Source organism: Ferroacidibacillus organovorans, assembly GCF_001642725.1.
Taxonomy (GTDB): Bacteria; Bacillota; Bacilli; order Alicyclobacillales; family SLC66; genus Ferroacidibacillus; species Ferroacidibacillus organovorans.
In genome coordinates, this window is record NZ_LSUQ01000002.1 from 41,099 (window position 1) to 62,529 (window position 21,431).

The following is a 21,431-nucleotide window of genomic DNA, read 5'->3' on the forward strand; positions in this document are numbered from 1 at the left end:
CTTTGTAAACCTAACGTGTGGGGAGTATCTACATCAGGTAAATATTCGGTATAGAATGCCTTGGCAGATCGTTACATTTACAAAACCTTTACACATTGATTATCCTTTCTTCACGAAAGAGCGATAAACTTACGTTGTATTCATCAAGTGCGGTTGAAGACACAGCCGCGTGCTATAAAACCTATTTTTTAAAGGAGCGTACATTCAGTGGCAACAAACTCAGGGGTCTTACATGCGTTCGATGAGAGTGGGCTGCAAAAATTCCACTGGAAAACCATGTTTACCACGGGAATGGGTTTCTTTACAGATGCATACGATCTCTTTATTATCGGTACCGTAACTGCAATCCTTACTCCTCTATGGCATTTGAGCACGACCGAATTGGCCATTCTAAACAGCACATCCTTAGCGGCGGCGGCACTCGGCGCACTTTTTTTTGGCAAACTGATGGATGTCCTTGGCCGCAAAGCCATGTATGGCATCGAAGTGATCCTCTTGACGCTCGGTGCTGTATTATCCGCGTTCGCGCCTTCCTTTGGCTGGCTCGTCCTCTTTCGCTTCCTTGTAGGTCTTGGCGTAGGCGGTGACTATCCTACCAGTTCTGTCATTATGAGTGAATACTCCAATCGCAAAAATCGCGGTTTACTTGTCACCATGGTGTTCTCGATGCAAGGCCTCGGCCTTTTGGCAGGTCCATTGATCGCGTCCATTCTCCTCTCGACAGGAATGTCTCACGCAATCGCATGGCGCGTCATGCTTGGCCTCGGCGCCATCCCTGCCGCTTCTGTCATTTATCTGCGCAGAAAATTGTCCGAAACACCGCGCTATCTCGTTTCTGTAAAACAGGATCAAGCCAAAGCGGCAGAGATCGTGAGTGGACTGACTGGCGCGACGGTTTCGGCTGTAGAAAGCACGCCGCAAGCAACGCAAAAGCCTACCTTCTTAACGCGTAAAAATATTGTCCGCCTCATCGGAACAGCGGGTAGCTGGTTTCTGATCGACGTGGCATTCTATGGCAATGGCGTTTCTTCGCAGCTTATCTTAAAGGCTCTGTTACCAAATGCATCACTTGTCACGACCACGCTCGTGGCCGCCGCAATCTTCCTGGTCGCCGCGGTTCCCGGATACTTTGTCGCCGCAAAATACATGGATCGCATCGGTCGCAAAGTGATTCAAAGCGTTGGCTTTGGCGTTATGGCGCTCGCATACCTCTCTTTGTTCCTGGTGCCCGCCATCGCAAAGCTTCCCATTCTGTTTTTAATCATCTATGGTGTCAGCTACTTCTTCATTGAATTTGGCCCGAACACAACGACCTTCTTAGTCCCATCCGAAGTCTTCCCGACCCGCTTGCGCGGCACGGGCCACGGCATGTCCGCCGCAGGCGGAAAGATCGGCGCCTTCCTTGGCGCCTTCGTGCTCCCAGGCATTCTAAAATCAGCAGGTCTTAGCAGCACCATGGGACTTCTGGCTGGCGTGTCAGCACTCGGTATTCTACTCACCTTGATCACACTGCCAGAAATGAAGCAACGCTCCCTGGAAGAAAACGAGTTACCGATCGCCCAACAGCCTTCTGCAGCAAAAAGCCTGTCTGTAACCTACTCTTAATACGACACAAAAAACACCTGACGTTTTGCTCGAGCGACGAGCGACGTCAGGTGTTTTTTGTGTTCACGCTCCATAACAGAACAGACTACATGTGATTGATCCCGATGCCAAGCGCCTCATGCTCCCACCCTTTGACGGGCGCGCCGATCGTGCCATAAAAAGCGACGGCGATCCACTCCCCTTCGTCAGGCGACGCATAGGGCCTCCCACGCACAATCGAAAAGCGCAGCCCCACCGTTCGCAACTGTGCCCCAAACGAGACGACGCCGCGCCCCACACCCAGTAACGCTTCCATAATCGCGTGATACAGCGCGTGTTCCTCGCGATACCGCTCTGAACTGATGATTCCATTTTTCTTCGCCGCCGTCTCCACTGCCGCAACAATCTTTTGCGAATCCATCGTGCCCACTCTACCCAGGGCCACCGTAAAGCCGCTCTCATCAAGCGCTTTGAGCAGGCGATCCTGCTCCTCTCCCTCACCGGAGAGTACGAGTAGCATCGCCGCTTTACCGATTTGATTTTTAGGAAACATCGCGCCCACCCCACTTGTCAATCCAAATCACGCCTATAGCTTACCACGAAGCGTCGCAGCGACGTTCCCTGCAGTTTTCTCATGTGACAATGATCCTCAGACAAACGATTGGCTGATCCAGTGGGCAAGACGCTCAATGTCTTCGGAATAGGCGCGATCCTGATCGATAAAAGGGACGCTCGCGCGAATCTGCTGATGCAGTTTGCGCGTTTTTGGCGCCAGTCGATCGACGCCGCGAAGATCGGCCGCCTGCGCGGCGCAAATTCCCTCGATGGCGAGCACCCGCCGAACATTATGGATGATCTGATGCGCGTGGCGTGCGCCGATCGTTCCCATACTCACGTGATCCTCCTGATTGGCCGAAGAGGGGATGGAATCCACGCTCGCCGGATGCGCCAACGTCTTGTTTTCTGATACCAACGATGCGGCAGCGTACTGTGTGATCATCAGTCCCGATTGAAGGCCTGGCTGTGGACTCAAAAAGGCTGGCAGATCATTTAGCTGCGGATTGACCAGACGCTCAATCCGGCGCTCGGAAATGTTGGCGAGCTCTGCCATCGCGATTCCGAGGAAATCCATCGCAAACGCGATGGGCTGCCCGTGGAAATTACCTCCGGATATCACGCGTCCAGTGTCTGAGAAAATGAGCGGGTTGTCGGTTGCAGCATTCATCTCAATGAGTAATTTCTCCTTGACATAAGTAAGTACCTGACGGATCGCTCCGTGCACCTGCGGAATACAGCGCAGCGAGTACGCATCCTGTACGCGAATCTCTCCCTGTCTTGTCGTCAACTGGCTCCCTTCCACATATGAAAGCACCCGATCGGCAACCTCGCGCTGCTCAGGATAGGGGCGAACATCCTGCGCTTCTGGCGCGAACGCGTCAACGACACCGCGCAACGCCTCTAAAGTGAGCGCGGCGACGCCATCCGCAAATTCCGCCAGGCGCTCCGCCTCAAGGTAGGCGATCACGCCCACCGCGGTCATCGCCTGCGTGCCATTGATCAGCGCCAAACCTTCTTTTGCCTGCAGGCGAATCGGCGTCAGTCCCGCTTGCGAGAGCGCCTCCCCACCGCTCATCACTCTCCCGTCATAGTGCGCCTTGCCTTCGCCGATCAGCACGAGCGCCAAGTGAGCAAGCGGCGCCAGATCGCCACTCGCGCCGAGCGACCCTTGGCTCGGAATCACCGGATGGATTTGCTGGTTCAGGCAATCCACCAAGCGCTGCAATGTCTCTTTGCGACAGCCCGAGTAGCCTTTGGCAAGCGCGTTTGCGCGCAACAGCAGCATGGCGCGGCTGACTCTTTCTGAAAACGGATCGCCGATGCCACACGCGTGACTGCGGATCAGATTCAGTTGCAGCGCTTCAACGTCACCGACTGGAATCACAACGTCACTGAATTTGCCAAACCCTGTCGTGACACCATAGATCACGTTCCCCTCCGCGAGATTGCGCTCGACAACCGCTCTACTTTTCTCGATGTTTTGCCAGGCGTTCGGGTGAATCTCAACGGATTCAAAGTCGTACAGAACACGCGCCACCTGATCGAGGGTGAGTCCGTTTCCATCCAAATAAATCGTCATCTCGTCAACTCCTATTGGAATACCGTTCCGAAACAGCGCGCGTGCTATGCGTAAAAAGATAGAGAGGACTAGAGCAAGAAACCGAAGTTTCCTACCCTAGCCCCCTACTCACACATCGCTATGGGCTGTTTTATCTCATCGCGTTCATTTCACTCATGACTTGTGACTACCTACCTTGTTAAAACCTATGCCGCGCGCGGCGAATTGTCAAACGTTCGCACCTTTTGCGAGTGATTTTCCCGCTAAAAACGCCAAAAGGAGGTTTGTCGCCACACGCGTCGTAAAATCCCGCACGTCCTGCGCAGGATCGGCGCACACAAAATCAACGGCTTGAACGTTCGATTTTGCCCCGAGCCACTCCAGTGCCTCGAGCGCATCCCAGACCGTGAGACCACCCGGCCCCGGCGCCGGAACACCTGGCACGAAGCTCTGATCGAGCACATCCATGTCAAAGCTCACATACACGCCATCCGTCTCTTTGCTCACGTGAGCATACGCTTCTTCGAGCACCTGTGCGAGCCCCGTCCGAAACACCTGCCGCGCCGTCACAACCGTGACGCCTTCCTGCACAACATACGCGTGATACGCCTTTGCGTTCACGTAGTCGCGGATGCCGATTTGCACCACGTGTCTCCCGGCAATCGCGCCTGAGTCGAGCAATGTCCGAAACGGTGTGCCGTTGGAACGTCCGCCATCCTCCAGATTCCGCACGTCATGGTGCGCGTCAAAGTGAATGACCCCATACGTCCGCTTGGTGGCGCGCGTCAGTCCGAGCAGCGCAGCGCCTGTGATCGAGTGGTCACCGCCAAGTAGCACGAGCGGCTGTGCATGCGTCTCGCCATAAGAGTACACCGCATCTTCGATCCACTTCTGGCACAGTGCGAGATCCGTAAGATGCATCTGCACATTTCCGAGATCCGCAACGCGCAGTCGCTCGCTCAGATCCATTTGGTGATGGACACTGTACGGGCTGTAGCTGTGAAACAGCGCACGAATCGCGTCCGGAAGCCGGAAAGCGGCTGAGTGGCTGATCGATGTCTTACTGAGCGGCGCCCCGAGCAAGGCGATGTCAAACCTGCTCGCGCTGTCATACGGAAACACCCAATCCGCGACCTTCGGGTCAAGGCGATCGCGAAATCGCGAAAATGGAGGTTCAACACGTTGTATCAAAAGGGTACCACCTTTCCATCTGTGACGACGATTCTCCCTTTTTTCACCACCGTATCGACGTGATTGATCCCAAAGTGATACGGAAGGTAGGCGAGATTTGGCGCGTGATAAAGGACAAGATCCGCCTGCTTGCCAACTTCCAGGCTGCCAATCTGATCCGCCCGTCCGATCGCGTGCGCCGCGTTGATTGTAAGCGCCGTGATTACCTCTTCTGGCGTCATCCGCAGATGAAGACACGCCAAGGTCATCACAAGTTGGAGTGACTCCGTCGGCGAACTCCCCGGGTTATAGTCGGTCGAAAGTGCGACTGACACGCCCATCTCAATCATCGCGCGCGCCCGCGCGTGATTGGCCACACGCAGGTTAAACGAGGTGGCCGGCAGACAGACGGCGACGACACCCGCGCGCGCCATCGCGTTCAGTCCTTCGTCAGTCGCCGCCAGCAGGTGTTCCGCAGAGATACAACCAAGCTCCGCCGCCAGTTCCGCGCCGCCCATCGATTCAATCTCGTCTGCGTGGATTTTCAGCCCGAACCCAAGCGTGCGCGCCGCGCGCAGGATCGCACGTGACTGCTCCACGGTGAACACGCCGTGCTCGCAAAACACGTCACAAAACTCCGCGAGGCCAAGCCGTTTGATCTCGGGAAGCATCGTGTCGATCACGGTCGACACATACGCGTCCGCGCGCTCCTTGTACTCAGTAGGCACCGCGTGCGCGCCCATGAATGTTGACACCACGTCGACCGCGTGCGTCTCTTGCAAACGCTTTGCGACGCGCAGTTGTTTCAGTTCATCCTCGAGCGTGAGGCCATACCCACTTTTCGCCTCGACCGTCGTCGCGCCATAAAGCAGCATCGTGTCAAGACTCTTTTTTGCCTTCACATAGAGTTCATCCTCTGTCGCCGCGCGCGTCATTTCCACCGTGCTAAGGATTCCTCCGCCTTGCGCCAGAATCTCTAAGTAGGTTACACCCCGTAACTTTAGCGCAAGCTCGTGCTCCCGCGATCCGCCGTGCACGAGGTGTGTGTGCGGATCGATAAGACCTGGCGTCACCAGCCGCCCCTGCGCGTCCAGTTCTTGCAAAATCGCGCGCCCTGCGATCTGATCGCGCACATCCTCCTCGCGCCCTGCCGCGAGGATCAAGCCATCGCCAATCGCCACGGCGCCGCCTGCGACCGCGCCGATTTCTGCCATGCTCGCACCTGAGCGCGGACCTGGCCCTCCGCGCATCGTGATCAGCGTCCCGACATTGTGCACCAGCAGGTCCACTGCGCCTTCTGCCACGTTCTTCCCTCCCGTCTCAGATCCCAAGCATTGGAACGCGCACCCCACGCTCCTTTGCCACGTCGATCGCCTTCTCGTACCCAGCGTCCGCATGCCGGATGATCCCCATGCCAGGGTCTGTCGTCAACACGCGCGACAATCGTTCGTCCGCCTCATCGGTTCCATCGGCCACGACCACCATTCCGGCGTGCAGCGAATAACCCATCCCGACGCCCCCGCCGTGGTGAAACGAGACCCAACTCGCGCCAGAAGCGGTGTTCACAAGTGCGTTCAAAACGGCCCAGTCGGCCACCGCGTCGCTGCCATCCTTCATCGCCTCTGTTTCACGATTGGGCGAGGCGACCGATCCGCAGTCCAGATGGTCGCGGCCAATCACGATCGGGGCCAGCAACTCGCCATTTCGCACCATCTCGTTGATCGCGAGACCAAACTTCATCCGCTCGCCATAGCCAAGCCAGCAGATTCGGGCTGGCAGTCCCTGAAACGCCACTTTTTCACGAGCGAGCTTGATCCAACGGTGAAGCGCCTCATTCTCAGGAAAGAGCTTTAGCACCAATTCATCCGTTTTTTCGATATCGCGCGGGTCGCCAGAAAGTGCCGCCCAACGAAACGGCCCTTTGCCCTCGCAAAAAAGCGGTCGAATGTACGCGGGAACAAAGCCTGGAAAAGAAAACGCGTCCTGCACGCCTTCGTCAAACGCCACCTGCCGGATGTTATTGCCATAGTCAAAAACGACCGAACCCATCCTCTTGAAATCAAGCATCGCCTGCACGTGCGTTGCCATCGCCTTTTTCGCGAGCGCCACATATGCTTTTGGGTCGCTTTTGCGAAGTTCTGCCGCCGCGTCAAGCGTATATCCGACAGGAATGTAGCCGTTGAGTGGATCGTGCGCCGACGTTTGATCTGTCACAAAATCCGGCACAATACCGCGGCGAACCATCTCCGGCAAAACTTCAGCCGCGTTGCCGACAAGTCCGATTGAGAGCGGCTCCCCTCTCTCCTGTGCGGCGCGCGCGCGCGAAAGCGCCTCATCCAGATCATGCACAAGCACGTCACAGTAGCGCGTCTCGACACGACGCTTGATGCGCGACGGGTCGATCTCAACCCCGATGAACACACCTTCATTCATGGTGACGGCAAGCGGTTGCGCGCCGCCCATTCCGCCAAGTCCGGCGCTCAGCGTAAGCGTCCCTCTAAGCGTGCCCCCGCTGTGCTGGCGCGCCGCTTCCGCGAATGTCTCGTAAGTGCCTTGGAGGATGCCTTGACTACCAATATAGATCCAGCTTCCCGCGGTCATCTGGCCGAACATGATGAGTCCCTTTTGATCCAATTCGTGAAACGTCTCCCAGTTCGCGAATGCCGGCACCAACACGGAATTCGAAAGGAGCACGCGCGGCGCGTGGCGGTGCGTGCGAAAGACGCCCACCGGTTTCCCAGATTGGATCAAGAGGGTTTCATCCGCCTCAAGATCGCGCAGGCACTCCACAATCTTGTCAAAGCTTGCCCAGTTTCGCGCGGCTTTTCCAATTCCGCCGTACACGACGAGATCTTCGGGGCGTTCCGCCACCTCCGGGTCAAGGTTGTTCATCAGCATCCGCAATACCGCCTCTTGCTGCCAGCCTTTTGCGCTGATCTCCGTTCCGCGCGGCGCTCGAATGACGCGCGCTGTCGATGTCAATCCATCACTCATGTCTTCCGTCTCCTTTGCCATGCGAACGTATAATCCCATCGTACGCGGAAACGCTTACACAAAAACGGTCGCGGATTGTTCTTTCCTAGCACAATCTTGCGGTCGTTCACGTCTCAGACCGCGTGCGCAGCCCGATACGCTTTGGGCGTACAGCCGTATTCCTTTTTGAACATCCTGCCAAAATAGTTTGCGTCAGAAAACCCCGCAAGCGTTGCGATCTGTTGCAGGGAGAGGGTCGAGGAGGTGAGATAAAAAGCGGCTTTTTCAAGTCGAATGCGGCGAACGTAGTCCATCACGCTAAGGCCTACCTCCTGCTTGAAGCGATGGCTGAGATGATACTTGCTAAGACACGCCACCTTTGCAATCTGATCAAGGGTCAAGGGGTCCTGGTGGTGGTGATGGATATACTGAAGCGCATCGCGAATCACTGGCGAACACGCCGACATTCGCGAAGTGTCAACACGTGACGTAAGCCACTGCGCATACGCCAGGACATGGCCGACAAACGTGTCGTAGCGAATGGTCTGATAGAGGTCGTGGACAAACCGGGCATTCTTTGAGAGGATTTCCGCCGCGCTGATCCCCGCGTTAACGACCTCTCGCGACATCTGCATCAGCAGATCAATGACTTCCGATTTGAAGCCCTCAACCTTCCTCTGGCAATCCTCCGCCAGTCGCAAAAGGATCATCGGCACCAAGACGCTGACGCCGCGCACATCCCCAAGCTTTACGCGCGCGATCAATTCGAGCTTTTCTTCCGCGCGCAATGGATTTGGCACAACGCCAACATCCTGTACGTCGCACGCGCGGTAAAGCTGCTGATTGCCCTGAAAGAATCGCCCGCTCATCGCGCGCAGCGCTTCTTGATACGCGCGACGCAATTGAAGTGGCTCCGCGCAGAGCGCGCTGATGCCGATTGACACAGCGAGATCACGCGCTGCAAGCGCATGCTGAAGTAGCTTTGCAGTCTGTGTCACGCGTGCCTCGGTATGAAGGAGCTGCGATCCGCACGCGTGATCCATCTGAAAAAGCACCACGAGCACGCCTTCTTCTGTCCAGATGCAGGTGGTTGGCACGCCTTCGCGCGCCATGGTGTTAGCAACCGTCTCGCGCAGCGCGTGACCGACCTCTTTAGGCCACGAAGGCGGATACTCGTTGACTCGCTGTGGGTAGCGGTCGATCGACACGATGAAGATCCCGTTTGGGCAAAGCGAGATGCCACACGCTTCTTGCAGCTTTGCGAAGTCCCCTTCGTGAACAAACGTTCCTGAGATCAACCCGTGCGCAAACGCAATCTCCGCGTGACGCATCTCCACGTTTCAACACCTCTGCTGTTCGACCTATTCGCGGCGCAAGCGTTTGCCTTCAATCCCCCTTTTTCTGCGGCGGCTGGTATGTTCCCGGCAGGGCGCCTGTCGCGATGGACAAACGATTCCAACTGTTGATCGTGTTGATCGCCATGACGAGCTGGATGTACTGTTTCTCGCTAAAGTGTTCGCGCACGCGCGCAAAGAGTTCATCCGACACGTGATGCGTCGAGATCTGCGTGAGCGTTTCCGTCAGTTCCAGCGCTGCCCGCTCGGCGTCGGAGTAAAACGGGGATTCGCGCCAGGCGTTTAGCAGATAGAGGCGCTGCTCGGTCTCTTCCCCCGCGCGCGCATCGATCGTGTGCATGTCGATGCAAAACGCGCAGCCATTGATTTGAGAGGCGCGAATTTTGACCAGTTCGAGCATCTTGGGATCAAGCCCGCTCTGGCGGACATAACGTTCCAGATGCATCATGGCGTTCCTGACGTCCGGATCAACCTGTGCATAATTCATGCGTGGTTCCATGGCAAAGACCCCCCCGTGCGAATTTGGTATGATAGACAGCGCAACCGTCACGCGAAAAGGGCGCTCGGCGCCGTTTCGCGAAGTATCATCCTATTATGACACAACCATAATGACACTGTACCATCGATCAGGGGGAATGAACCGTGGAGAATCAGCGCTCGGCGCTGCTCGTGATGGACCTGCAAAACGGAATTGTTTCGCGTTTTGCGCAGAGTGACGAAGTGTTGGCACCGTTTGCAAAAGCTGTCGCAGCCGCGCGGCAGGCAAAGATGCCTGTCATCTACGTGCGCGTAGCGTTTCGCGAAGGCTATCCAGAGGTGAGTGCGCGCAACAAGTCGTTCGCGGCGATTGCGGGCCACGGTGGAATGACCGAAGGGGATGCGGCAACACAGATCCATGCGTCAGTTGCGCCGCGCCAGGATGAACCGATCGTCACAAAACGACGCGTGAGCGCGTTTGCCGGAAGTGATCTCGATGTGATCTTGCGCGCGCGACGGATTGACACGCTTGTCCTGTGCGGGATCGCCACGAGCGGCGTCGTCCTCTCCACCGTGCGAGAGGCGGCAGATATGGACTTCGGGCTGATCGTACTCTCTGACGCGTGCCTCGACGCCGACCCTGAGGTGCATCGTGTTCTCGTGGAAAAGGTGTTTCCGCGACAGGCGGACGTCTTGTGTGTCGACGAGTGGATCGCGACGCTTACCTAAGCGACTCTTCTTCGAGCCATGTGCGCATCATGGCGCGATAGTGAACGGTGGGACCGTCTGAGCGGACGTGCGCCTCACGGTGCAGATCATAAGGCGGCGCCACGGGCCGGATGCTCTCGATGATCGCCTGATCTTGCCCCATCACAAAGCGTGTGTGGCTTAGATGAAACTCGTCAAGGAGTGGCGAGTCCATGTCAAAATTGCGCGCGACCGCTCCAAAGATCTCGGTCGTTTGCGTATCGCACGGCGTAAACGTGAGGAACGTGCACATCGCATTTCCATCCCCCATTGGGGTGCGGATGATCCAGAGGTTTGGCGCGCGCAGTTCGATTTCTGTGCGCTCATCTTCTGTTTCAACGGCTTCCACAGGTTCCATCGGATGGACAGGGGCAAACGGTTTGGGGTGAATGAGGATGCGGTTAGACGTCAACGCGTACTCAGGGCCATCCACCTCTGGGTTCACACCTGCGCCTGTCGTTTGCGGGTGGACAAACGGCAGATGGGAGACATCGAGAACGCTTTCCACGACCCGCACGAAATGCGCATGCCACGTCGCCCGAAACGGCGTGCGCGTCCAGTTATCCGAACACAGTTCCGGAAACAAGTCAGGCTCCGTTGAAGCGTCCATATCCACACGTTTCGGCGCTGTGTAAAGCCACACCCATTCCGCTTTCTCGCACGCTTCGTAGGTCGCGCGCGCCGCATTTTTCGGCACATCCCAAACACCACGATTCGCAGGCACGCGCGTGCAGCGTCCGTCGCGGTCAAAGCGCCAGCCGTGAAAAGGGCAGATGAGTTCGGCGCCTTCCACCGTCCCCAGCGACAGGTCACACCCGCGATGCGGGCAGTAGGCATCCCCGGCGCAGACCATCCCCTTCTCATCCCGGTAGAGAACATAATCCTGCCCGTGAATTGTCACCTTCATCGGTTTTGTTGTCAGGTTTTCTCGCTGCGTCACAGCGTACCAGGCACCTCGAATCACATCGCTCACCCCGCAAGATCACTCAGCCAAATCCTTTCTTTATCGTATGGCGAGTACGCGATAAACTCCCGCGGCAAGTACCCATTGCAACCACAAAACGCTGAGATCAATCAACTTGTGCCATTGCGTTTCGATGGAAGCGAACCGAAAGCCAACGCGCGGTTAGCACGACAAACAAGAGGACAAGCAATCTGGATGCCACGCTTAGAAGAATGATATGATTTGGAGATTCGAGTGGTGGGGGATTCTTGAATAGTAGATCATGGAAAGTTCGCCACAGTAAAAATTTCACTGTATCTCGCACCACAGGCCACACGCTTATCGCAATAGAGTAAATCAAAGGTACGGCGCTGCTCCACACATTTTTTGTCCAGCCAAATAAGACTAAACCAAATCCATAAAGCGTGATCAAACCAAAGAAACTCTCGTAAACAACTCTGAAGTAAGGTGAGGTATACAAAAACCAACTCGGCAATAAAATATTTCCCAAAATGGATGGTTGATTGGTAGATGCTGACGGTTCCATAAGCGCAAAAATGGATCGATCATGGGATTGAAGATAAGCAATACAAAAGGGTATCAAGCCAACGTACAACGCCCATCGATCTTTACGTTTTCTCGTAGTACTAAACATGATTGACAATATAGCAAGACAGAGCATAAGCGAAGGAGAAAACAGTGGCACGCGCGGCGTGAGAATTACAAAAATAAAGAATAATACAACAAAGAGGCTCGCAATTCGCACAATCCAAGCACTGGACATGCCAAACGCACTCGCCGTCAATTGTCTGCGAAGTTTTGAAGGATTTCCACACTGTTGGATGGCTATCTCCAACGCATCTGGTTGGCTGAAACCTCGCGACATAAAATCTTCTACGGTTTCTTCAAGATGTACCCTCAACTCATCCGCTCGATCCTGCCGCTCGCGTTTGCTGAAGAAACTCCAATAAAAAACTCGCTCAAGATAATCATCAATTTTCACAAGGAATAATCCTCCTTCAAAAAGGTATGAATAACGCGGTAATTCTTGCTCCACGATGCTTTTATTCGTTGTAATTCGTCCTTACCATTTTGTGTGATGTGATAATATCGCCTTCGTGCGCCCTGTTCGTGTGTAGCCCATTTTCCCACAATTAAGCCTTCTGCTTCTAAACGCCGCAAGGCAGGATACAATGTCCCTTCCTTGATTTCCAACTGCCTATCGGTGCGTTCCTGAACCGTCTTCATCATATCGTAGCCATACGACTCTCTTTCGGATAGAATCGAGAGCAAAATTCCATCAATAAAACCCTTTAACATTTGACCTTCCAAGATGATTGAACCCCCAAAATCAATTTGCATATATATCGATATACACAGTATATAGCTACGCAAGATAATTATGCAAGTTTCTCATTTCTTTGTATAAAGAAAAATAAAGAACCGTATTGATTGGATTTGCAGCCAACGCATAAATACGGCACGCGCAGGGAAAACGATGGAAGATCAATCCAAAACCTTACGGAGGATGCCGCGTGACCAAAACTTCTGGCGCTACAATGCTTCCACAAACATCCCAATCGTACTGGCGAGACTCTGTCGAACTGCCAGCCTTCCCATCGCTTGATCGCGACATCACTGTCGACGTCACCGTCGTCGGTGGCGGTATCACGGGCATCACCGCCGCCTATCTCCTGTGTAAGGAAGGCTTGCGCGTCGCGCTGCTCGAGGCGGATCACCTGTTAAACGGCACGACGGGGCACACCACGGCAAAGATCAGCGCGCAGCACGATCTGATTTATGATGAGTTGATCCACCATATGGGCCGGGAAAAAGCGAAACTCTACTATGAGGCGACAACCAGCGCAAGCCGTTTTATCGAGAACATCGTCCGCGAGCAATCCATCTCCTGCCAACTCGACAGTGAAGACGCCTATATTTACGCAACGACCGATACCACGGCAAGAAAGCTGGAGCGAGAGTACGACGCGTATCAGAAACTCGGCATCGAGGGCTTTCTCACCGACACGCTACCGTTTGATTTTTCCATTCAGCGCGCGCTGTGCATGAAGGGGCAGGCACAGTTTCATCCACTGGAGTATCTCGCACACCTCACTCGCGAGATCGCAAACATGAGTGGGCAAATTTTCGAGCAAACCGTCGCCGTGGATGTCGAGGATGGAGAGCGTCCAACCGTCGTCACGCGCGAAGGGCATCGCGTATCGACAAACCACGTCCTCGCCTGCTCTCACTTCCCCTTTTATGACGGACTCGGTTTCTACTTTGCGCGGATGCACGCCGAGCGATCGTATGTCATCGCGGCAAAAACAGATAAACGCTATCCAGGCGGCGTGTATGTAAACGTCGATGCACCCTATCAGTCCCTACGCTCTGTAAATATCGGCCGCGAAGACGCCGTGCTGATTGGCGGTGGCAATCACATCACAGGACAAGGGAAAGACACCCTCACCTACTACGAAGACCTCGCAACCTTCGGACAGAGCGTTTTCGGTCTGCGCGATGTGCTCTATCGCTGGTCAGCCCAAGACCTCGTGACACTGGATAAGGTTGCATACATCGGAGAGATCACATCAGGCAACCCTAGCGTATTGGTGGCAACCGGGTATCGAAAGTGGGGAATGACTACAGGGACGGCTGCTGCGCTTCTCTTGAGGGACATCGTGATGAACCGTGACAATCCCTACCGCGATCTTTACACGCCTTCGCGCATGTACGTCGACCCGAGCCTGAAGCGATTTTTTGCGCAGAATGCAAACGTGACTGCCCATCTCATCAAAGGGAAATTTGAACTACCGCTTCGGCAAATCGGCGACTTGGCAAACGGCGAAGGGGATTTGGTCACCTATGAGGGGAGGCGCGCAGGCGCCTTTCGCGACGAGAACGGGGTTGTCCATCTCGTCGATACGACATGCACTCATCTCGGATGCGAAGTCTCATGGAATCACGGCGATCGCACCTGGGACTGTCCTTGCCACGGCTCTCGATTTTCCGTGGACGGCGGCGTGATCGAAGGGCCTGCACAAAAACCGCTCGAAACCCTGAACTGCCACTGAGGAAGGATTTTATCTCAACGTTGACAAACACAAGGCCCGCTCGGTCACTTGCGTAGACGTCGCGAACGAGCATCGATGGGTAGGTTTACTTCTCTTCGACAAACTCCAGGCGATTCCCGAACGGGTCAAATGCGTGGCAACGACGCACCCCAGGAAGCGGATCTTCGATCGTTTCAAAGCCTTGATCTGAGAGCTCTTTTCGCACCTTATCAAGATCCTTCACGCGAAACGCCGGGTGCGCCTTTTTGGCTGGGGCAAATTCTGTCTCGACACCGATATGGAGTTGCTGTGCGCCGCAAAGAAACCAGACACCACCGCGAGTCCTTAACTTCTCCGGTTTTTCTATTTCCACCAAGCCTAGAAGATCGCTAAAAAAATGCCGCGCCTGCGCCTCACACCCCGCAGGAGCCGCGAGTTGGACATGATCAATACCAAGGACGAAAGGTTCCATTCGAGTGACCTCCGCGCTCCATCGATTCGTGATTTCAGTTTACACCACATGTAGGGCTGCGTCACTCAATACGAAGATTAGACCTGCCACGGCCACGGTCCTTTCGCCCACGCAAAGCCCGCTCCCCCCTTGCCCTCACCGTAGTGATACAGTGGCCCGTGGCGATGTTCAAACTGTGCGACGAGATTCTTTTTGCCGCGTTGAAACAGCTCAAACTGCGCCAATGCGTTCGCGTCCGCAGGGTGCGTGTCAAGATACAGCGTGAGTTCGACGAGGACAAAGTCGATCGCCTGGAGCTCATGCAAATCCTGATAGTACGATTCGGAGATAAATTGTGCCATCGTCTATCCCCTCCAATCGCCGTGATCATACGGACTGTAGAGCACGGGCCACAGCGTCCCTAATTGAAGTGCCTGCATTGGTGTGCACTGCGGCAGATTTTCGGGTTGAAAAACGATGTATTGATTCGGTGGAACAATGAATCGCTTCGGCTCAAGCGGCGGACACGGGTCGTACGGACTGCGATACGTCTCATAGAATCTCCACTGCGTCTGATCCATGATGGACACGCGCCTTTCTCAGTCAGTGTGGCAATCGATGATCAAAACCCTCTCAAAAAGCGTCAAAACACGCGCTGTGTATCGTTGTACTCCTTGAGAATCTCCACCGCCTCGCGAAAACGTATCGCGTGGATCACCTCGCGCTGACGCAAAAATTTCAGACTGTCTTGTAGGTCCACGTCATCCGTCATCTCGATCAGCCACTGATAGGTCGCGCGCGCCTTTTCTTCTGCCGCGATGTCTTCATACAAATCGGTGATTGGATCTCCCTTCGCCGCAAAATAGGGCGCCATGAAAGGCGTACCCGCCGCATTGTGCGGATACAGATCATAACCGTGATCCGCAAAATGACCGCCAAGCCCCGCCTCTCTGAGCTGCATCGGCGTCACATCTTTCGTCAACTTGTAAACCATCGTCGCAATCATCTCTAGATGTGCAAACTCTTCGGTGCCGATGTCGGTCAAGAGGCCGATGACCCTGTCAGGAAGCGTGTACCGCTGATTCAGGTAGCGGAGCGCTGCGGCGAGTTCCCCGTCGGCGCCGCCGTACTGCTCGATCAGCAACTTGGCCATTTGCGGGTCACACTTGCTGACGCGCACCGGATACTGCAACTTTTTTTCATACACCCACATGTTTCAATCACCTCCGTCGCACGTGCCTGTAGGGATGGGTATGCGGCGAGGGATTGTACCTATTCGACGAGGCGGCAACCCACAAGAACCCATTCAGACTAAAAACGTCCAACCACGCTGAAAAATCGGATATAATGCAAATATAGAAGGGTAGTGATTCACGGTGGAGATTTGTGAGCTATGTGGTGCCGTTCTGGATTCCTTTGCTTCAAACGCAAGAGAGCCCAAGGTATGTAAACGTCATCTACCTCCACCCCACATCATCAACCACATTTCGCCCATCGTTCGGACATGGGGACTCGACGCAAAGGAATACGCCGTTATCCACGACTCCCCCAGAGTGGATTTTGGAGTTTTGCGGCGAAATGAACGTATATCAAACTGCGGGTAGATACCCAAGTGAGCGCTCAAAAGTGGCTAGCGTAACGACAGACGAATTTGTGATCTCTGCATTACAAAAGACAGAGGAGGTGTTGTCATGGTTGGCAACACAGATGAAATAGTCCGAACAGGACAAGAGTATTCAAAACTCCTACAAGAAATCATGCAAATCAACTCCATTTGGATATTTGGATCAAGAATCGCGGGAACCGAAAAATCCGATAGCGATTTAGACATCGCTGTTGTGTCTAATGAATTTGAAACCGATTTTCTTACGGCATTTAGGAAGGCAAATCGAGTGCTATATAACTTGGAAACGCCCTTCGACATCGAAATTCATGGGTTCTATCCGCGAGAGTTTGAACAAGATTCGGGTATGGCTCAAAATATTCAAAAGCATGGATTGCAGGTATCGTGAAAAAGGGACGGTCAGCATTGATTTGTCTGGAAAATACGAGAAGGGGGAGAAATCAACCTGAAACACACTCAACACAATCTGTATTATTGAATTCCACTGACCCCGTTCAGCAAGGATGCAAACTGCGCCGCGCGCCAGCCTGTCGCGTAAAGCGCATAGGTCGCATCATACGTATGCAGCACCACTTGTGACGGGGCGTCTGGGCCATACCCGAAGATGCCAAAACCTGTTGCGCCTGATAGAAAGTGCAGATGCGCCAGCCGTGCGACTTGCGCGCTCGCATCCGCCAGCGGATGAACCGAACGCCAACTCGACGGCGGAATGATCCACGTCAGCCCATCCTGCCGCCACGCGACACCCTCCACTTTTGTTCCTTGATATACACCCGTCCAGACTGTGCCGACAACGCCTGCACCAAGCTGGACACGCGACGCGCGACTCCCGGGAAAAGACGCATGTGCGGGCCAACGCATCCCTTGCGGCAGAGCCGATCCGGCGGGCACACCCACCAGCGAATAGAGCATCTCAGCGTTTCCCGCGTTGATCTTTGGCGAGTTTGCCGGAAGCTTCGGCCCAAAGGAAACGGTCACTGAATACCCATCAAGCACCTGACCGCCATTCACCTGATCCTGCACATTGAAATAGGCCCCACGCGGAGGATTCAGTCCACCTGCTGCTTGCCCTTTTGCCACATCCTGCGGAAGCAACACAGGAATCGTCGAACGCGTGCCAAGAAGCGCACCGACCGATTGCGCGAACTCCGAATAGGAAGAAAAACGAGCGGGCAGCGGCGGTGCGCCGAGGTTTAACACACTCGCTCGTATCGGCCAGTACACGTTCTGTTTCACCACATACCCCGGCAACGAAAGCGGCGCGTGACCCGCAAACGCCTTGCGCTCACCCGCATAAGTGTTTTCCACAGGCGACCACGCGTAACCGTTCAATCGACTGGTGAGCAGTGCCATCATCGAGCTTTCCAACCGCGTGCGCTCTTGATCCTGAACACTACCGCGCACAAACGGATACTCCATCGCCCACGTGAGTGCGGCAGGCAGTGCATCGTGATTGAAGACGACTGGATCAGTGTTCCACGAAACAGGCGCCTGCCCATTGCAATAAAACGGCATGCCAGGAACCCGTTTGCCCATGATGCTGTTCCAGTAGGCAGCCAAACTGTTGATCTCCTGCCAGTCGAGCATTTTCAAGTCCATTAGCGCCTCACTCCCGCGCCGTGCGAGGCTCGCCTTTGGCGCCGCAACAAGAATGGGGGAAGCGGTCGAAGCGGATGAAACCGCGCCTGGATCTGCCGGAAAGATTCCGATCCAGGAACCCACCGAAATGGCCACCTGAGAACCGAGACTCGCAAAAGCTGGCACAGCCACACCCCATGAACTTTGATACAGCGAGTAGGTTTGCGGAAGGGTGAACCATCGGTAGGCGCCCGTGTGCACATTGAGCGCGACAAGCCGATTCCAGTGGCGAAAGCCAAAGATGAGTGGGCCTTGTTTCGGATACAGCGGCGGAAACTGCGGACCTTTCAGTGCGACCCAAAGCCAGGCACCACTTTGTCCGATAATTTGATTATCAAGCGATCCGGGCGCTGCGCTCTGTGGATTCTGTGCAGATCCGTAGAGCGGGATCGCTTTTGGCCATGCGACAACCGGGCGTGACGCCGACTTTGTCCCTTGTACAATCTTGACCGATTGAACATTGAACTGCATGGGGAATGTCGCAGGAAACACGAGTTGGATCGGACCATGGTATCCTTTGGGGGCATCTTTCGTCGCGACAGGAGCAGAGAAAGAGTCACTCTTTTCCTTCCAGAGGGCTGTTCGATACGTCGTGATCAAAGAGCCATTGCCCGAAACGGCATGGTGACTCACCGTCACCTGGAGTTCCCCGCGCACGTTCGCAAGTCCTGCAAAGGACGCATCCGCGCCGAATTGCGGCGTGAGTGGCGCATAGCGCCAACCTGTCTGTAGAGGACGCGCGACGGCACGATGCGCCACACTTTTCGACATCTTCGCGAAAGAGACCGCTGAAGGCAATACTCCGACGCATAGTGCGAGGGCGATCAACGCCACCCTTTTTTTCTTTTCATTCGTGAACATCCCATGATAACCTCGATTCTTTCAAACCATCCAAGCATAAGACGAACGACAAGCCAATTCGGTTACACCATCAAGGTGTCTCATCCGCTTCCATCGTCAGCCAGCCGCAGCGCGCCGCAGCGACGACCGCCTGCGTTCGATCAGATACGCAAAGCTTTCTCAAGATGTTACTCACGTGAACCTTGACCGTCTTATCTGTGATGCGTAGTTTTGCGGCGATCTCCTTATTGGACAGCCCCTTGCCCATGGCGTCTAACACCTCGGTCTCACGATGCGTCAGGGATTCAAACGCGGGATCTTTTTGTTTCTCGGTTTTTCGGAACGCGTCAAACACTCGCGTCTCGATCAGCATTCGACCTTGAACCGACTGACGGATGGCGAATAACAGTTCTTCAGGAGAGACGTCTTTATGCAAAAAACCGCTCGCCCCCAGTTGAATGGCGGTTTGGGATTTGCCGTAACTCGCATACGAAGTGAGCGCGATCACGCGAATCCCGTCGCGAAACGCGAGAATTTTGCGCATGGCTTCAACACCGTCGAGTGGTCCTGGCATGACGAGATCCATGAGGATCACGTCAATCGCTTCCGTTTGACAGATCTGTACAGCCTCGACGCCAGAAGACGCCTCCGCCACAACATCCATATCCTCTGCCAGTTGCAAGAAAGCGCGCAACCCTTCACGCACCATCGGATGATCGTCGACAATCGCGATTCGAATGCGTCGGCCACACTGCGACGGGACGTTCACCTGATCCATGCCTTACACCTTCTTCGCCTCAAGAAAATTCAAGCTGATTTGCGCAACAATCGTCGTGCCACAGTCCGCGTGACTCTGAATGAGCAATTGCCCATCCACACTCTGCATCCGTTCCGTCATGGTCACCAGCCCATAGCGTCGATGGGTGTCCTGCGCATCACGCGCGGGCAGACCCACACCGTCATCCGCCACCGTCAGACACAGCCTATCCAATATGAACTGAACACTCACCCTAACCGTTTTCGCTTGGGCATGCCTCAGTGCATTGTGCAGCGCCTCATCTGCGACATGCAGCAGCGCCTTTTCAACCAACAGCGGGAGATGCTTTGGAACCTGTGGAGCGATGGATAGCGTCACGCGCGGGGAAGATTGATGCATCAGCGGCTCGATACGATCGCCTAGCTGTTCAAGCCACGTACGTTCCTCATCCGGGTGCAGCGCGTCAATCCACAGGCGCATTTCGTGTTGGCTCTGCACAATGAGCTTTTGCACGCGCGCCGTGACCCGCGCGACCTCACTCATGCTTTCTTCGTCGCTCTTTGCCGCAAGCATCCCGGCCGTTTGCGCGAGAAGACTCGCAGAAAACAGCCGCTGGCTCACAGAGTCATGCAAATCCGCAGCCAACTGCCGTCTCTCTGCCCATTTGGCGTTTGCAACTGCGTATTCGTGCAGGCGTATCGTCTCGTCAGCCGCGTGCAGCAGCCAGGCAAACGCAGTGAGAAGCTCCACGTCTGTCTCGTGAAACGAGTGAGCGAGTGAGCTCTCAACGCGGACATGCACATTCGAGTGCCCAATCGGTTGAGTCAGCGCGCTGCGCGCATCCGACAAGAAGAGTCGCTCGCTCTCCGGCAAGAGAGGAGCGGGGGATTTCGAGTCGTACGCGTATTCTGATCTCCCACTCTTTTTGTCGACGACAAAAACGAGCGTGCGCGGCGGCTGATCTTCATCCGCACGCACCGTGACACCAGCCGCTTCATATCCGAGCTTATGGATGAATCCCTCAATCGCGATTTGATGCAGTCGATGCTGATCAAACTCCCCGACCAGCACACCTGCCAATTCAGAGAGCGCGCGAAACCTTTTGCTACGCATCCGCTCTTCAAACAAAATGGCGGCCCGGTCAATGGCGATGGCCACCTGATGGCCGACGGTCATCAAAAGTTCCAGCGCTTCAGGTGTAAACGCGTCAATCCCTGAAGACGCGACATTAAGAATGCCGAGCGGCTTCCCTTTGCTGCGCAGCGGAATGCTCGCGTGAAACAAAAGTCCCTGTGTATCCCCGACGGCGTCGCGCAATCGGCTACAGCGCACAAGGTTAATCGCCCGATCGAGTTCCCCTTGGATAAACTGATTCTGACACTCGCACCAACCTGTTTTCAGCGCAGCCTCATCATCCCATGCCAAAGCAGGAGGTAAGCCGCTCGCACCAACCTCGACAAATGCGTGGTAGTTCTCGTCATACCGAAAGACCCACGCCGTTTGCAATCCAAGTTCCTGCGCCAAGCGCGAAAGAATCGCCTCCATGGCGGATGGAATATCGCTCGTGTCATTCAATGCTTCTGCAGTATCTTTGAGCAGTTCAATCTGGGACGCTTTTTTTAGATACGCATCCCCGGCAAACGCGTTGTCCATTTCGCTCAAGCCCCGTTCGCAGTTTCTTTTAAAAGTGTAGCAGAAATCAC

At 55.0% G+C, this 21,431-nt stretch carries 21 protein-coding genes; 4 read left to right on the top strand and 17 right to left on the bottom strand.

Features of this window, described 5'->3' with window-relative positions; translation table 11 throughout:
* Positions 1 to 207: 207 nt before the first annotated feature.
* Positions 208 to 1,605, top strand: a complete 1,398-nt coding sequence (locus AYW79_RS00845) for an MFS transporter (protein ID WP_067560556.1) — start codon at positions 208 to 210, stop codon at positions 1,603 to 1,605.
* Between the two features lie 85 nt (positions 1,606 to 1,690).
* On the opposite strand, the gene hutP is transcribed toward AYW79_RS00845, so the two are convergent.
* The 7 genes from hutP to AYW79_RS00880 form a co-directional block, all read right to left on the bottom strand.
* On the bottom strand, positions 1,691 to 2,137 hold the full coding sequence (gene hutP, locus AYW79_RS00850; protein ID WP_067560558.1) for a hut operon transcriptional regulator HutP: 447 nt from the start codon (positions 2,135 to 2,137) through the stop codon (positions 1,691 to 1,693).
* A gap of 96 nt (positions 2,138 to 2,233) precedes the next feature.
* Positions 2,234 to 3,721, bottom strand: a complete 1,488-nt coding sequence (gene hutH, locus AYW79_RS00855) for a histidine ammonia-lyase (RefSeq protein ID WP_067560560.1) — start codon at positions 3,719 to 3,721, stop codon at positions 2,234 to 2,236.
* A 207-nt stretch (positions 3,722 to 3,928) separates the two neighbouring features.
* Complete coding sequence (locus AYW79_RS00860; protein WP_067560562.1) at positions 3,929 to 4,891, bottom strand: agmatinase family protein; 963 nt, start codon at positions 4,889 to 4,891, stop codon at positions 3,929 to 3,931.
* Complete coding sequence (gene hutI / locus AYW79_RS00865; protein WP_067560722.1) at positions 4,888 to 6,120, bottom strand: imidazolonepropionase; 1,233 nt, start codon at positions 6,118 to 6,120, stop codon at positions 4,888 to 4,890. Before hutI ends, AYW79_RS00860 begins: the two co-directional genes overlap by 4 nt.
* Positions 6,121 to 6,190: 70 nt before the next feature.
* A complete protein-coding gene (hutU, locus tag AYW79_RS00870) occupies positions 6,191 to 7,864 on the bottom strand; it encodes a urocanate hydratase (RefSeq protein ID WP_067560564.1) in 1,674 nt (557 codons plus the stop codon).
* A 113-nt stretch (positions 7,865 to 7,977) separates the two neighbouring features.
* Complete coding sequence (locus tag AYW79_RS00875) at positions 7,978 to 9,174, bottom strand: helix-turn-helix domain-containing protein (protein WP_067560724.1); 1,197 nt, start codon at positions 9,172 to 9,174, stop codon at positions 7,978 to 7,980.
* Between the two features lie 55 nt (positions 9,175 to 9,229).
* A complete protein-coding gene (locus AYW79_RS00880) occupies positions 9,230 to 9,697 on the bottom strand; it encodes a carboxymuconolactone decarboxylase family protein (protein ID WP_067560566.1) in 468 nt (155 codons plus the stop codon).
* Between the two features lie 143 nt (positions 9,698 to 9,840).
* Here AYW79_RS00880 and AYW79_RS00885 point away from each other — a divergent pair, with 143 nt between their 5' ends.
* On the top strand, positions 9,841 to 10,404 hold the full coding sequence (locus AYW79_RS00885; RefSeq protein WP_067560568.1) for a cysteine hydrolase family protein: 564 nt from the start codon (positions 9,841 to 9,843) through the stop codon (positions 10,402 to 10,404).
* Here AYW79_RS00885 and AYW79_RS00890 read toward each other — a convergent pair.
* From AYW79_RS00890 to AYW79_RS00900, 3 genes are all read right to left on the bottom strand, one after another.
* Positions 10,397 to 11,395 carry a Rieske 2Fe-2S domain-containing protein gene (locus tag AYW79_RS00890; RefSeq protein ID WP_231877927.1) on the bottom strand — a complete coding sequence of 333 codons (999 nt, stop codon included), beginning with the start codon at positions 11,393 to 11,395 and terminating at the stop codon, positions 10,397 to 10,399. The genes AYW79_RS00885 and AYW79_RS00890 overlap by 8 nt on opposite strands.
* 97 nt (positions 11,396 to 11,492) lie before the next feature.
* A complete protein-coding gene (locus AYW79_RS00895; protein ID WP_067560572.1) occupies positions 11,493 to 12,368 on the bottom strand; it encodes a permease prefix domain 1-containing protein in 876 nt (291 codons plus the stop codon).
* On the bottom strand, positions 12,365 to 12,697 hold the full coding sequence (locus AYW79_RS00900) for a PadR family transcriptional regulator (protein WP_156481954.1): 333 nt from the start codon (positions 12,695 to 12,697) through the stop codon (positions 12,365 to 12,367). Before AYW79_RS00900 ends, AYW79_RS00895 begins: the two co-directional genes overlap by 4 nt.
* A gap of 227 nt (positions 12,698 to 12,924) precedes the next feature.
* Here AYW79_RS00900 and AYW79_RS00905 point away from each other — a divergent pair, with 227 nt between their 5' ends.
* Positions 12,925 to 14,439: an FAD-dependent oxidoreductase gene (locus tag AYW79_RS00905; RefSeq protein ID WP_156481959.1), complete on the top strand. Its 1,515-nt coding sequence runs from the start codon at positions 12,925 to 12,927 to the stop codon at positions 14,437 to 14,439.
* 85 nt (positions 14,440 to 14,524) lie between these two features.
* Here AYW79_RS00905 and AYW79_RS00910 read toward each other — a convergent pair whose 3' ends face one another.
* The 4 genes from AYW79_RS00910 to AYW79_RS00925 all read right to left on the bottom strand — a co-directional run bounded on the left by AYW79_RS00910 (position 14,525) and on the right by AYW79_RS00925 (position 16,082).
* Positions 14,525 to 14,890 (bottom strand): VOC family protein, encoded by a 366-nt coding sequence (locus AYW79_RS00910; RefSeq protein WP_067560576.1) that lies wholly within the window; start codon positions 14,888 to 14,890, stop codon positions 14,525 to 14,527.
* Between the two features lie 77 nt (positions 14,891 to 14,967).
* Positions 14,968 to 15,231: a spore coat protein CotJB gene (locus tag AYW79_RS00915; RefSeq protein WP_067560578.1), complete on the bottom strand. Its 264-nt coding sequence runs from the start codon at positions 15,229 to 15,231 to the stop codon at positions 14,968 to 14,970.
* Positions 15,232 to 15,234: 3 nt separating this feature from the next.
* Positions 15,235 to 15,450: a spore coat associated protein CotJA gene (locus tag AYW79_RS00920; RefSeq protein ID WP_067560580.1), complete on the bottom strand. Its 216-nt coding sequence runs from the start codon at positions 15,448 to 15,450 to the stop codon at positions 15,235 to 15,237.
* 62 nt (positions 15,451 to 15,512) lie between these two features.
* A complete protein-coding gene (locus AYW79_RS00925) occupies positions 15,513 to 16,082 on the bottom strand; it encodes a manganese catalase family protein (RefSeq protein WP_067560585.1) in 570 nt (189 codons plus the stop codon).
* Positions 16,083 to 16,560: 478 nt separating this feature from the next.
* Here AYW79_RS00925 and AYW79_RS00930 point away from each other — a divergent pair, with 478 nt between their 5' ends.
* Positions 16,561 to 16,881: a nucleotidyltransferase domain-containing protein gene (locus AYW79_RS00930; protein ID WP_067560587.1), complete on the top strand. Its 321-nt coding sequence runs from the start codon at positions 16,561 to 16,563 to the stop codon at positions 16,879 to 16,881.
* Positions 16,882 to 16,964: 83 nt separating this feature from the next.
* On the opposite strand, the gene AYW79_RS00935 is transcribed toward AYW79_RS00930, so the two are convergent.
* From AYW79_RS00935 to AYW79_RS00945, 3 genes are all read right to left on the bottom strand, one after another.
* Complete coding sequence (locus tag AYW79_RS00935) at positions 16,965 to 18,890, bottom strand: hypothetical protein (protein WP_156481953.1); 1,926 nt, start codon at positions 18,888 to 18,890, stop codon at positions 16,965 to 16,967.
* A 172-nt stretch (positions 18,891 to 19,062) separates the two neighbouring features.
* Positions 19,063 to 19,749 carry a response regulator gene (locus AYW79_RS00940; protein WP_067560591.1) on the bottom strand — a complete coding sequence of 229 codons (687 nt, stop codon included), beginning with the start codon at positions 19,747 to 19,749 and terminating at the stop codon, positions 19,063 to 19,065.
* Positions 19,750 to 19,752: 3 nt separating this feature from the next.
* Positions 19,753 to 21,381 carry a GAF domain-containing sensor histidine kinase gene (locus AYW79_RS00945; protein ID WP_067560593.1) on the bottom strand — a complete coding sequence of 543 codons (1,629 nt, stop codon included), beginning with the start codon at positions 21,379 to 21,381 and terminating at the stop codon, positions 19,753 to 19,755.
* Between the last annotated feature and the right edge of the window lie 50 nt (positions 21,382 to 21,431).